This is a genomic window from Halorussus ruber, from assembly GCF_004765785.1.
Classification (GTDB): domain Archaea; phylum Halobacteriota; class Halobacteria; order Halobacteriales; family Haladaptataceae; genus Halorussus; species Halorussus ruber.
Genome location: NZ_ML219770.1, coordinates 56,306 through 68,752 on the forward strand (window position 1 = coordinate 56,306; position 12,447 = coordinate 68,752).

Consider the following 12,447-nt stretch of genomic DNA (forward strand, 5'->3'; position numbering starts at 1 on the left):
TTTCTGACCCATCCAGCCACGACTCAGCAAAGGGTCCGATGTTTTTTATACGGGGCCTGAGGATATGAACCCGAACACGGTTCCCCCGCGGTGAAATCATGCTACAGGGAATGGACCAGTCCGAATTCGGTCAGTTCGTTGCGGCCCTCTGGGAGCGTCAGGGCTGGCAGACGCAAGTCAAGAACGACGACGGTCGGGTGTTCGTCGCGGTCCAGCGGCCCGAGACCGGCGACGAGGGACTGCTCTGGGCGCGCCCCGGCTCCGAGGAGGTCGGCGGCAAGCAGGTCCAGCAGTTCGCCAAGCTCTGCCAGCAGTACGAGGTGGACGAAGCGGCTATCGTCACCGCGGGAAGCCTCTCAGACCACGCGAAGAAGGTCTCGCAGGGGTCGGGCGTGGACCTCCTCGACGGCGAGGGCGTCGCCAAAATCCTGAAACAGAAGGGATGGACCGACCTCGCCGAGGAGTACGCCGACGGCGGCGGCGCGAGCGGTTCGGGCGGCGGAAGCGACGGCGACTCGCCGCTCGACCAGATTCGAGCCGTCGGCCAGCAGGTCGCCGCGAAAGTTTCGGGTGCGCTCGGCGACGCCGACGTGTCGGTCCCGACCAAACCCGCGCTCGCGGTCGTGGTGCTGGTCGCGCTGGTCGGCGCGGGCGTCCTCGTCGGCCCGTCGCTTCCCTTCCTCGGCGGCGGCGACAGCGCGCCCATCGAGGCCGAATCGGTCGCGCCCGCGAACAGTACGACGACGTTCAGCGTCAGGTGGAACGCCCGGGTGACCGACGAAATCGACCCGAACGAGAGCGACGCGAAATCGTACCGCGCGCCGCGGGGCGAGCAGTTCGTCCTCGTCCGGATGTCGGTCAACAACACGGGCGAGGGGAAGGCCAAGATACGAGAGTCCGGGTTTAAACTCCGGACCGAAAACGAGACCTACGGCCACCAACCGCTCTCGGACCACGACGGCTTCGTGGACTTCGCCATGTCGCCGGGGACCAACTACTACGGGTGGACCGTCTTCGCGGTGCCGAAGGGGACGACCGGGACGCTCGTCTACGAGCAGAACGCGAGCGCACCGCCCGTCGGCGTCGAGTTCACTCACGACCCGAACATCGCGGTCAACGTGACTCGCCGGTAGCTTCGCGTCATTCTATACGATTCTAAAAGAACTGTATCTATTTTTCTAAAAATGTTTTTATTACTTTAGCAAACAATCTGGTTTCCCGTTCGACGCGCGCTTCGGGACGACTGGTGGCCCCGAAGCGCGTCCGAACGGCCCGATACCGTGGGAAACGTAGCCGTTCGAATCCGGGCAAGGCTTTTCTTTGCTCCGGCCTAATCCGGTCGTATGTGCCCTAACCGGGCCGCACTGCAGCGAGCCCTCGAACGCGGCGAACAGGAGGGCGGAAGCGTGGAGTTCAAAGAGCGACTCACCAAGGACCTCCATCTGTCCGAGGGCCGGATGGAGAGTCTGGCGGCCCAACTCCGCCACAGAGTGCTGTCTGGGGACGGCGAGGCCACCTACGTCGTGGGCGTGACCGACGACGGCGGCATCGCCGGAATCAGCCACGAGGACTTCTCCGAGTCGATGGACGTACTCAGCCTGCTGGCCGAGGAGGCGGGCGCGCACATCGAGGACGTACAGACGTGGGGCATCGCCGACGACGGGTCGGCGACCGAACACGACGAGCTGTTCGTGACCAACCGCGATACCGACGACGAGGCGGACGGTCTCGTCGGGGTCGCCACGATTCGGGAGGGCGCGATGCTCGACACCGACAGCGAACACATCGTCGTCGGGACCGCGGGCCACGTCGACCACGGCAAGTCCACGCTGGTCGGGACCCTCGTCACCGGCCAGTCCGACGACGGCGAGGGCGGCACGCGGGGCTACCTCGACGTCCAACCCCACGAGGTCGAGCGCGGCCTCTCGGCGGACCTCTCTTACGGCGTCTACGGCTTCGACGGCGAGGGACCGGTCCGGATGGACAACCCTCACCGGAAGACCGACCGCGCCCGCGTCGTGGAGGAGTCAGACAAGTTGGTCTCGTTCGTGGACACCGTGGGCCACGAGCCGTGGCTCCGAACGACGATCCGCGGACTCGTGGGCCAGAAACTCGACTACGGCCTGCTGACCGTCGCCGCGGACGACGGCCCGACCAAGACGACCCGCGAGCATCTGGGGGTCCTGCTGGCGACCGAACTCCCGACCATGGTCGCCATCACCAAGGCCGACGTCGTGGACGACGAGCGCGTCGCGGAGGTCGAGCGCGAGGTCGAGCGCCTCCTGCGGGACGTTGGCAAGACGCCACTCCGCATCGAGCGCCACGGCACCGACGCCGCAATCGAGGAGATCGGCGACGACGTGGTGCCGGTCCTGACCACCAGCGCGGTCACGATGGAGGGCATGGACACGCTGGACGAGATGTTCGAGCGCCTGCCCAAGACGACGGCTGACTCGGGCGATTTCCGGATGTACATCGACCGGACCTACTCCGTCACCGGCGTCGGGGCGGTGGCCTCGGGGACCATCATGTCCGGCGAGGTCGAGGCGGGCGACGAACTGCTCATCGGCCCGATGGCCGACGGGGCCTTCCGCGAGGTGGAAGTCCGGTCCATCGAGATGCACTACCACCGCGTTGACAAGGCCAAGGCGGGCCGCATCGTCGGCATCGCGCTGAAAGGAGTTCGGGAATCGGACATCGAGCGCGGGATGGTCCTCCTGCCGAAGGAGGCCGACCCCGACCCGGTTCGGGAGTTCGAGGCCGAGGTCGTCGTCCTCAACCACCCGACCCGCATCGGCGACGGCTACGAGCCGGTTCTCCACCTCGAAACCGTCAGCGAGGCCGCCCAGTTCCACCCCCACGAGGGCCAGCTCCTGCCGGGCGACTCGGGCACCACCACGGTCCGGTTCAAGTTCCGACCCTATCTGGTCGAGGAGGGCCAGCGGTTCGTCTTCCGCGAGGGCCAGAGCAAGGGCGTCGGAACCGTGACCGACGTGAATCCGGGCGAAAACGACGGCGAGGACGCCGACGGCTCCGGGTCCACCGACTGACTCGTGGACCGAGACCGAGTGACCGGGCTGGCGGCGAAGCTCCTCGCCAGCGTCCTCTTCCTCCTGAGCGCGGCCGGTCTGGCCGTCGCGGTCCAAACGGACGAGGGTATCCTTTCGGCGCTCTTCGGCGTGTATCTGACTGGCCTCCTCGTCGTCGGCGTCTTTCGGGACCTCGTCGACGCGAAGAACTGGCAGGTGGCCTTCTTCGGCGGCGTGGCGATTTGGGGCGGCTACGAGTATCTGGTCGGCGGAGACCGCTTCTCGCTGTTGCTGGCGGTCCTCGGGGTCGTGATGGTCGTGGCGAATCTGCTCGATATTCGGTAGAGAGAATCAGTCCTCGGCATTCTGTTCGGCATTTGGATGTGGTTCGTCGGGAGCATGGTCGGCCCATTCGTCGGGGTCCTCCTCGCCGAGACGGTCGTTGAGAGCCGAGGTCGTCTGGAAGTAGTTACTGAACGACGCGAGACGCTGCTCGTCGTCGGTAATCGCCCAGTACGGTCCCTTGTGACGAACGAGGGAGCGGTCTTCCAGTCGCCCGAGGACGTTCCCGATAGAGTTCTTGTTCACGCCAGTCTGTTCGGCGATTTCGGCGGGCTTGAACGCACGGTCGTCGTTGTGAGCGAGAAAGCGAAGAACTCGCTCGCCGTTGGTCATGTCGGCGAGTTCGGCCTCGCTCTTCTCTTCGAACTCGTCGATGTCGATAGACACGGGCGTACGTAGTGTACACGACGTAATCAGCGTTACTCTACTCTGAAACGACTGCAACTCCTGTACGTCACTCGCCCGACGACAGCCCCGCCAGACCTGCCAGCGACGAAAACGAGTGGTGCGGTTCCGGCTCAGGTTCGACGTCGTCCTGAGCAGGCACCCACACCGACTGGAGGCCCGCGGCGTGTGCCCCTGCCACGTCCGAGGAGAGCGAGTTGCCGACGTGAATCGCCCGGTCGGCCGCCGCGTCGAGGTCCGCCAGCGCGACCTCGAAGGGTTCGGGGTCGGGCTTCGCCGGGGCGTCGTGACCGCCGAAGACGACCGTCTCGAAGTAGTCGGCCAGCCCCGCAGACTCCAGTTTGGTGGCCTGCATCTCCGGCGGGCCGTTGGTCACGACGCCGAGCGCGCGGTCCGCGGCGAGGGCCGAGAGGGCCTCCTCCGCGCCGGGGAGACACTCGACTCGGGCGTGGTCGCGTTCGTCGGCGAAGGCCTCGGCGACCGTCCGGCCGAGGTCCGGATTTCGGTCGCAGTCGTCGGCGATGGCGGCGAAGCAGTTCGCGCGCCCCTCGGTGATGGAGACGCCGGGCGCGAGATGGTCCTCGAACCGGTCGAAGTACTCCTCGACTTCGAAGAACGGCTCGACGCCGGACGACTCGAAGGCGAGATCGAGGAGTTCGCCGGGCGAGCGTTCGTACTCCACGAGGGTCCCGTCGAGGTCGAACAGGACGGCGTCTGCGTCGGCGAGTGGGCCGCCTGCGAGCGAATCGTCGGCGGTGATGCCCTCAGTGAGCGCGTCGTCAGCCATCTGTCGGCAGTTCGGACAGACCTGACAAAAGTGGATGCGGTTCGCGTGTCATCTGCGAGCAGTTTAGCGGGGCGTGAGGCTAACCATTAAGTTGAGGCTGTGATAACTGAAACCGAATGGCTGGCGAAGATGTCGGCGGGCCGTCTGACCGACCGGACGACTCGCTGGAGGGGTGGCTCGACGCGAAGGCCGAGGAGCTAGGGGTAGACCGAGACGAACTCCTCGCGCGCCTCCGGAACGGCGACGCGCCGGGCGGAGCCACCGAAGAGGCCTTCGCCGCGCTCCGACGGGAGTTCGGCGAGCGCCTCTCGGCCACCCAAGAGGAGTTCGAGACCCAACTGGCCGAGGTCGAAGCCGACCTCGCCGAGGCCGAGCAGGAGTTCGACGAGAAGATTCAGGACGTGCGCGACCGGGTGGTGCAGGTCAAGCGCGAGGCCGACGAGAAGGCTCCCGCCGACCACGACCACCCCGACCTCGGCCAGCGCACCGAGGAGGTCGCCGAGAGGGCCGACCGACTCGCCGACGAACTCGACGGCCTCGCCGACACCGTCGCGGAGCTGGACGAACAGGTCGAGACCGGCTTCGAGAACTACGAGGACGTGCTGGAGTACCTGACCGAGGCGACCGACGACCTCGAAGCCAAACTCACCACGCTGGCGGAGGTCACCGTCGAACTTCGGGACCACACCAAGACGCTGACCGCGCGCCACGCCTCGCGCGCCGCGGCGGACGAACTCGCCCATCTGGCCAACCGCCGAGGAGTCGATTCGGCCGACTGCGGCCACTGCGGCGAGACGGTCCACATCGGCCTGCTGGCCGAACCTAAGTGCCCCCACTGCGCCAGCACCTTCAACGACGTCGAACCCAAGCAGGGCTTCTTCGGGTCGGCCCGCCTGCTGGTCGGCGACCCGCCCGCGCTGGAAGGCGAGCGCGCCGACTGGGACATCGCAAGCGTGATGGAGGCCGACGGCAGGGACATCGGCGACGCCCTCGACAACATCGTGACGGAGGACGACGACGAATGAGCGGCGAGTCTACCGATTCCGGCGACGGCGACCGGGGCGACCGACCCGACCGGAGCGACAAACTCGACCGCGGCGGGCGCGAGGAACCCCTCGGCGACCTCGCCGCGGAGGTCCGCTCGCGGACCGGCGACCGCCCGGCCAGCGAGCGCCCCGACGCCCCCGAGCGCGAGGGGCCGCTGGCCGACGTGGCCTCGGCGGTGGACGAGCGCCGACGCAAGCGCACCGAGGGCACCGACCCCTTCGAGTCGGTCGAGGTGGGTGAACTCGACGGCGAGAAGCTCTGGGAGCAGTTGGCCGAGGGCGACGACGACTCCTCGGTCGCGGCCCGACCCGACGCGGGTACGGTGGCCGACGCGGGCACGACAGGCGACGCAGGTACGACGACCGACGCGGTCGGGTCGGCGGACGTTCCCGGCCCGACCGCCAGAACGGGCGACGACCGAGACGTGCGGACGATTTCGAAGGACACCTGCCACGGCTGTCCGCACTTCGGCGACCCGCCGGAGTTGGCCTGCACCCACGAGGAGGCCGACATTCTGGCGATGCCCGACAGCGACCACTTCCGCGTGGCCGACTGCCCGATGGCGGGCGGCGACGACGAGGACATCGGCACCATCGGCGTCGAGTCCGACGCGGGTGACGACAGCTAACCGACCGGGGAGTTTATCTCTACTCGGCGGTCGGCGCAGGTGCGGCAGTACTGGTGAAGACTGGACTGGAGTTGGTCGGGACCCCATAAGTGGTGTTTGGAAATATTCTTATTTCCTATAGACTTGATTTTGTTTCTTTAACATCACTTTACAATTCTTTCTACGAGGGCGACGGCCGCTCCTCGGTCGCGCGGCGCTCGGCGGAACAGCTACCGGGACTCGCTCGGCCGACCGACCGCCAACGAACGCTCAACCGACCAACCACGGGGTGGGATGAAGGGGCCGCCCGGTCGCGGTCACGCGAGCGGGCGGGGGCTTCAAGAAACGTTCATCACGTTAGCTCTGCTGTCTGCTGTTACGGTTTCGTCGAGACGAAGCGACCGGGGAGGGGTTTAAAAGGTGTTCACGGGTGCGATTCTGGTTTCGAGGCCGATTCCGCTGTTCGCGGTGTCGGAGGTGTCATTCGAGGAGCGATGGAACAAAGACCGCCGACCCCCAACGACTCGACATGCGCTGGAAGTTGTTCGCGGACCTCGCCGAGGTCGCTGGCGGGAAGGAGATAGAGGTCGAGGCCGAACCGGGCGAGACGGTCGGCGACGCGCTGTCGGCGCTGGTCGCCGAGCATCCCGACCTGAAGGACCGAATCTACGAGGAGGGAGACCTGCGCGAACACATCAACGTCCTGCGGAACGGGACGAACGTCCACACCGAGGAGGGCCTCGAAACCGAACTCCAGTCGGGCGACGAACTCGCGCTGTTCCCGCCGGTCAGCGGCGGGTAGGGTCTCGTTACCAACCGCCATCCCGTCGAGAAGCGCCGAAGTCACCGGTCGTCTGACCGCCGCGGAGCGCCGACGTACCCTCCGCTTGACCGGTCGCTAGAGCGTCCATTACGGCCGATAGGGACGACTTTCCGATTCAGCCAGAAGTGCTTAAGGTCGTGGTCCACTACCTCTGTTGAGAATGGGTGTGGGAGATGGGGACTCCGAAAATCGTTCACTCGACTCGCTGATACCGGGAAGCAGGGAGGGGCCGAGTTCGCCGTACAAGCGAGTTCGCCAGTGGGTACTCCTCCGCGGCAAGCGGATGTGGGTCGCGTTTGCGATTCTGGTAGGTGTCCTCTTCGTGCTGTTGGCGACGTCTATCCTCAGACCGTGGAATCTGCAAGAACTGCTCAGCAACACGAGTACGGTTCAGACACTGTTCAGCGCGCTCCTGAGCGGGTCGATTCTGCTGGTCTCCATCGTCGTGTCCATCAACTCCATCGTCCTCTCCGAGGAGATAACCGACATTGAGTCCCAGCGCGAGCGCATCGACGCCTCGGTCCGCTTCCGCGGCCAAATCGAGGAGTACATCGAGTCCGACGTGAGTCCGGCCCGGCCCGCCGAGTTCCTCCGGACGATTCTGAAAGTCATCGACCGGCAGGCAGAGGGCATCACGGCCATCGCCCAAGAGGGTGACAACGACGAGTTCGCCGACGAGGCCAAGATATTCTCCGAAGAGGTCTCGAAAGAGGCCGAGAAGGCGGGTGAGACGCTCTCGGGCGCGAATTTCGGCTCGTTCAAGGTCCTGCTCGCGGGACTCGACTACGACTACTCGTGGCAAATCCACGTCGCGCGCCGGTTCAAGCGCAAGTACGGCGACTGTCTGGGCGACGACCAACAGGAGGCCATCGACGACCTCGTGGAGACGCTGAAGGTGTTCGCCACCGGGCGGGAGTACTTCAAGTCGCTGTACTACAAGCGGGAGTTCGCCCGCCTGTCAGCCCGCCTCCTCTACGTCGCGCTTCCGACCGTCGTCTACATCTCCTACGTGATGCTGGCGATTCACTCGCCCAGCTCCCCGCTGGTCCCGACCGACGAACTCCGGATATTCACGAAAGGTGTGAGCATGGTGCCGCTGACGATGTTCGTCGCCTTCTCCTACACCGTCGCGCTCGCGCCCTACGTCGTCCTCACCTCTTACGTCGTCCGCGCGATGACGGTCACGCTACAGACGCTGGCCTCCGGCCCCTTCGTCCTGCGCCAGAGCGACGAACTCGACGAGTTCGACTGGCACGACGACGACATCGAGGTGTCCGACCGCAACATTCCGACGCCCGACGACGGGATGCCCTCCGAGGACGTGTCCGCGGACGACCCGTCCACCGACGAGCGCCCGGCCGACGACGACTGACGCTCTCCGACGGTTACCGGGTCAGGTCGGCCGCCAGCACGAAGTCTGGGTCGTCGGCGATTTCGACCCGGCAGAACGCCGCGTCGCTGACGTGGCGAACGCTCTCGGGAATCAGCACGCGAGTCCGGTCGGCTCCGACCTCGGCCGCGTCGCGGGCAATCGCGCCGAACAGCGCGTCGGCGCTCTCGGCGTCGTCCCACGCGCCGACGCCGTACTCGACCCACGTCTCGGTCTCGTCGCTACTCTCGCCCTCGGCCTCGCGCTCGTACTCTCTGATTCGGTGGGCGAACCCGCGCGTGCCGTCGTCCTGCACGACGAACAGGCCGCCGTCGTCGGCCGCCTCGCGCAGGTCGCTCCGGGTCAGCTGCGAGAGCGCCCACGATTCGCCGGGGTCGAGTGCGAGTCCGCGGAGTCGGTCGCGGGCCTCGCTGTCGGTCCAGTAGTTCCACGCCGCGCGGGGGTCTGCCGTCACCTCGCAATCGAGGTCGGGGTTCGGGTCCGGGTCAGGGTGCGCCCACCGGAACTCGGTCGCGGGGTCGTAGCCCGTGGCGCGCGACTGGCCCAACCCGGCCACGTTCCACGAGAAGACCATGTTCCGGGCGACGGTCGCGCCCTGCTCTCGCGCCCACTCGAAGAGGTCTTCGGTGACGGCGACGCTGACGCCCCGTCCCCGGAAGTCGGGGTTCACGCGGAGTCCCTGATTCCACGCCTCCCAGTCCGACAGCAGGACCGTCTGGGCGAGACCCGCGACCTCGCCGTCGATTTCGGCGACCGCGGTGCGTTTCTCCTCGCCTTCAATCCAGTCGTGGTAGATGTCGGGGATGTAGTCGCCGCCGTCGCGGTCGGGCCACGTGTTCTGGGTGAACGCCGCAATCGCGTCGTAGTCCTCGGGACGGGCCTCGCGGACCTCGACGCTGGTTCGGTCGCTACTCACGGCCCTCTCTCACTCCCACGGGACCGACCGGTCGGTAATCTCGCCCGCGATTGGGGTCCGGACCGTCTTCTCGGGGGCGTCGCTGTTGGCCAGCGCCCACATCAGTTTGACCTTCGCGGTGCCGGGGAGCATGTCCTCGCCCTCCACGACGCCCGCGTCGAGCAGGTCCCGACCGGTGTCGTAGACGCGGTCGCAGACCCGGCCCTCGATGCACTGGCTGGTCATGACGACCGTGGTGCCCGAATCGACCAGTTCCGCGATGCGGTCGGTCCACTCCGAGTGGACGTGGCCCAGCCCGGTGCCTTCGAGGACCAGTCCCGCCTTGCCCTCGGCCACGTCGAGCGCCGACTCGTCCATGCCGGGCGTGAACTTCAGCAGTTCGACCTCGGATTCGAGTTCGGGCGCGAGGGACAGCTCGGCCTCGCCGCGCTCGGCGTACTCTCGGCGGAAACTGACCTCGGCGTCGCCGCCAGCGTACTCGACCTCGCCCAACGGCTTCGCGCCGACCGTCTCGAAGGCGTCGCGCCGGGAAGTGTGGTTCTTCCGGACGCGAGTGCCCCGGTGGAGGGCGCACACGTCGTCGGATTCGGTCGCGTGCATGCAGACCATGACCTCGGCGGCGTCGGCCTTGGCGGCCTCGACGGCGCAGACCGCGTTCATCACGTTGTCCGAGGAGGGCCGGTCCGCGGACCGCTGGCTCCCGGTGAACACGACCGGGACCGGCGTGTCGAGCATGAACGAGAGCGCCGAGGCGGTGAACTGCATCGTGTCGGTGCCGTGCATCACGACCACGCCGTCCGCACCCGCCTCGATCTCCTCGTGAACTGCCTCTGCGAGGTCGCGCCACACGTCGGGGGTCATGTTCTCCGAGAGGATGTTCGCCACCACGCGACCCCGGTAGTTGGCCCGGCCCGCGAGGTCCGGCACGGCCCGAAGCACGTCCTCGGCGTCGAACTGGGCCGTGACGGCCCCCGTCCGGTAGTCCACCGTCGAGGCGATAGTCCCGCCGGTCGAGATGAGCGAGACGGTCGGCAGGTCGGGGTCGAACTCGACTTCGGAGGACTCGTCGGTGTCGCCCTCCTCGATGTCGTACACGTCGCTTTCGAGTACGTCCACGTCGGCCTCCTCGCGGTCGATACCGACGTTGTACCCGCCCTCTAGCTTGACGACGAGGTTCTGGCTCGTCGAGGAGGGGAGCAGTACGCCCTCGTAGGTCTGGTCGGCCCGCTCGACGCGGACGCGGTCGCCGGGGTTCATACTCCGGAGTACCGGCGCGCCGGACTTGAAACCATCTTTTCGACGCGTGGGGAGATTCCCGGTTCGTGTCGAGTTCCCACCCAGTGAGAATGGCCTTGCTCGGTTATGGGCGCTGGCGTCCTACACTCACCTAGGAGGCCCAACTCATGACCACGAAACTACGGGCGGCGGTGGCCGCCCTCGCCGGTTTGACCATCCTCGGCCTCGCGCTGACGGCGACCGCGGGCGCTCATCCGACCGACTTCGCCCGAGACCCCGTCTCGACTGTCGGACACGTCTGCGACCAATGGGGACTGCACAACGACTGGGGCACCCACCAGCACGGCGACTACTGGGGTGACCACCCGCACCACGACGGGACCGCGGGCCATCACCACAACGATGGTGGTCCGCATCGCGGCGAGCCGCACCACGACGGGCCTACCGGACCTCACGGCGGACCGCACAGTGGTCCCCACGGCCAACACCACGGGTACTGACCATGAATAACCACGGGTACTGACGATGAATAGAGATGGGTCACGGGAAAGACCCATTACCTCGGCCAACCCACACTCCACCATGCCCCAGCGCTCCGACCAGCGCACCCGCGAGGAGTTCGCGGACGACCTCACCGAGACCCTCCGAGACGATTCCACCGAGCAGGAGACCGACTCCTCGTCGTTCGTCCAGCGCGCCCGGAACCGAGCGGCCAGCATCTTCTCGCCCAGAGTCTTCCTCTACGCGCTCGTCGTCCTCGGCAGCGCGGGCTTCGCCGGAAACGCCTTCATCCCGCTCCCCGTCCTCGACAACCTCGCGGGACTCGTCGGCGTCTTCGCTGGCGCGTTCCTCCTCGGGTTGGCGGTCGAGCGCTCGACCGTCCTCGAATCGGCCGCCGCGGGCGCAGTCGCCGCCGGACTGACCGCGCTACTGGGCAACCTCGCGCTGACGGCCTTCGGCGACGCGGGCGTCCCGCTGGCGATGTTCGGCGCGGGGACCGGCCTGCTGGCGGGTGCGCTCGGCGCGTACTTCGGCGGCGACCTCCGGAACGGGCTGACCGCGGATATATAGCTATTCTTCTGCCAGCACCCACTCCTCGCTCTCGTCACGCTCGACAAGACCTTCGTCCGCGAGTTCCGACAGGCAGGCCTCGACGACGTGTTCCGGGGCCTCGACCGCGCGACTGATTTCGCCGACAGTAGCCTCGCCTCCCGCGATGGCCGACAGGACCTCGGCGTGGAGTCGGCTCTCCTCCTCGCCGTCGAGGGCGTCGCCGAGTCGGTCCTGCACGTCGGCGACGCGGCCGTGGACCCACCGCTGGGCCAGCGAGAGTTCGCGCTGGAGCTGCTGGAGTTCGTCTAACTCCTCGGCGAGCGTGGTGGCGCGCTCGACGGTTTCGTCGTCCGCGACGCGCTCTTCCGTGTCGTCGCTCTCCTCGGATTCGGCACCTGTCTCGGCCTCGTCCACTCCCGCGTCTCGCTCCTCGGCGTCGAGCTGGACGTTCAGCGAGAGGTAGCGCCAGCGACTCACGTCGAGGTTCGCGCTGGCGGGGTAGGCGCTCTTCATCCCGAACTCGTAGGGCGAGACGCTGACCTCCAGTCGGAGGTTGCGCGAGATGCTGAAGTACTTGCGGCGCTGGTCGTCGGTCCGGCTCTCGATGAGTCCGGCGTCCTCCAGCTTTCGGAGGTGGTCGATGACGGCCTTCGGGCTGACGCCGAGGTACTCGCTGATTTCGGTGACGTAGCAGGGTCTGCGCGCGAGAAGCCGGAGGATGCGCCTGCGGTTCTCGTTGCCCAGAATGTCGAGTAGCTCGGCGGAGTCCATTCGCTATCCGGAGCTACGAATCGGTCACTCAAAAGGGTGTC

At 66.9% G+C, this 12,447-nt stretch carries 14 protein-coding genes; 9 read left to right on the forward strand and 5 right to left on the reverse strand.

Annotated elements, in window-relative coordinates; translation table 11 throughout:
- Nucleotides 1-110 precede the first annotated feature (110 nt).
- The 3 genes from EPL01_RS03630 (at nucleotide 111) to EPL01_RS03640 (ending at nucleotide 3,374) form a co-directional block, all read left to right on the forward strand.
- The gene (locus EPL01_RS03630; RefSeq protein ID WP_168215793.1) at nucleotides 111-1,133 is read left to right on the forward strand and encodes a restriction endonuclease; all 1,023 of its coding nucleotides are present in this window, start codon (nucleotides 111-113) and stop codon (nucleotides 1,131-1,133) included.
- 210 nt (nucleotides 1,134-1,343) lie between these two features.
- The gene (locus tag EPL01_RS03635) at nucleotides 1,344-3,050 is read left to right on the forward strand and encodes a GTPBP1 family GTP-binding protein (RefSeq protein WP_135823903.1); all 1,707 of its coding nucleotides are present in this window, start codon (nucleotides 1,344-1,346) and stop codon (nucleotides 3,048-3,050) included.
- A gap of 3 nt (nucleotides 3,051-3,053) precedes the next feature.
- Nucleotides 3,054-3,374 carry a hypothetical protein gene (locus tag EPL01_RS03640; protein WP_135823904.1) on the forward strand — a complete coding sequence of 107 codons (321 nt, stop codon included), beginning with the start codon at nucleotides 3,054-3,056 and terminating at the stop codon, nucleotides 3,372-3,374.
- 6 nt (nucleotides 3,375-3,380) lie between these two features.
- Here the strand turns inward: EPL01_RS03640 and EPL01_RS03645 are convergent, their stop codons facing one another.
- Nucleotides 3,381-3,758, reverse strand: coding sequence for a MarR family transcriptional regulator (locus tag EPL01_RS03645; RefSeq protein ID WP_135823905.1), 378 nt, complete (start codon nucleotides 3,756-3,758; stop codon nucleotides 3,381-3,383).
- 67 nt (nucleotides 3,759-3,825) lie between these two features.
- The gene (locus EPL01_RS03650; RefSeq protein WP_135823906.1) at nucleotides 3,826-4,563 is read right to left on the reverse strand and encodes an HAD family hydrolase; all 738 of its coding nucleotides are present in this window, start codon (nucleotides 4,561-4,563) and stop codon (nucleotides 3,826-3,828) included.
- Nucleotides 4,564-4,679: 116 nt separating this feature from the next.
- On the opposite strand from EPL01_RS03650, the gene EPL01_RS03655 reads away from it, so the two are divergent.
- From EPL01_RS03655 to EPL01_RS03670, 4 genes are all read left to right on the forward strand, one after another.
- Nucleotides 4,680-5,588 (forward strand): hypothetical protein, encoded by a 909-nt coding sequence (locus EPL01_RS03655; protein WP_135823907.1) that lies wholly within the window; start codon nucleotides 4,680-4,682, stop codon nucleotides 5,586-5,588.
- Nucleotides 5,585-6,238 carry a DUF8135 domain-containing protein gene (locus tag EPL01_RS21975; protein WP_210424068.1) on the forward strand — a complete coding sequence of 218 codons (654 nt, stop codon included), beginning with the start codon at nucleotides 5,585-5,587 and terminating at the stop codon, nucleotides 6,236-6,238. The genes EPL01_RS03655 and EPL01_RS21975 overlap by 4 nt, the downstream gene beginning before the upstream one ends.
- Before the next feature lie 508 nt (nucleotides 6,239-6,746).
- Nucleotides 6,747-7,019: a ubiquitin-like small modifier protein 1 gene (locus EPL01_RS03665; RefSeq protein WP_135823908.1), complete on the forward strand. Its 273-nt coding sequence runs from the start codon at nucleotides 6,747-6,749 to the stop codon at nucleotides 7,017-7,019.
- Nucleotides 7,020-7,206: 187 nt separating this feature from the next.
- On the forward strand, nucleotides 7,207-8,412 hold the full coding sequence (locus EPL01_RS03670) for a DUF7972 family membrane protein (RefSeq protein WP_135823909.1): 1,206 nt from the start codon (nucleotides 7,207-7,209) through the stop codon (nucleotides 8,410-8,412).
- Between the two features lie 13 nt (nucleotides 8,413-8,425).
- Here the strand turns inward: EPL01_RS03670 and EPL01_RS03675 are convergent, their stop codons facing one another.
- Both EPL01_RS03675 and gatD read right to left on the reverse strand, forming a co-directional pair.
- Entirely contained in the window at nucleotides 8,426-9,346 is a 921-nt protein-coding gene (locus EPL01_RS03675; protein WP_135823910.1) for a GNAT family N-acetyltransferase, read from the reverse strand.
- Between the two features lie 9 nt (nucleotides 9,347-9,355).
- On the reverse strand, nucleotides 9,356-10,603 hold the full coding sequence (gatD, locus tag EPL01_RS03680; RefSeq protein WP_135823911.1) for a Glu-tRNA(Gln) amidotransferase subunit GatD: 1,248 nt from the start codon (nucleotides 10,601-10,603) through the stop codon (nucleotides 9,356-9,358).
- A gap of 146 nt (nucleotides 10,604-10,749) precedes the next feature.
- On the opposite strand from gatD, the gene EPL01_RS03685 reads away from it, so the two are divergent.
- Entirely contained in the window at nucleotides 10,750-11,082 is a 333-nt protein-coding gene (locus EPL01_RS03685; protein ID WP_135823912.1) for a hypothetical protein, read from the forward strand.
- Nucleotides 11,083-11,164: 82 nt separating this feature from the next.
- On the forward strand, nucleotides 11,165-11,653 hold the full coding sequence (locus tag EPL01_RS03690) for a hypothetical protein (RefSeq protein WP_135823913.1): 489 nt from the start codon (nucleotides 11,165-11,167) through the stop codon (nucleotides 11,651-11,653).
- On the opposite strand, the gene EPL01_RS03695 is transcribed toward EPL01_RS03690, so the two are convergent.
- Nucleotides 11,654-12,406, reverse strand: a complete 753-nt coding sequence (locus EPL01_RS03695) for an ArsR/SmtB family transcription factor (protein WP_135823914.1) — start codon at nucleotides 12,404-12,406, stop codon at nucleotides 11,654-11,656. It abuts the gene before it with no gap.
- Between the last annotated feature and the right edge of the window lie 41 nt (nucleotides 12,407-12,447).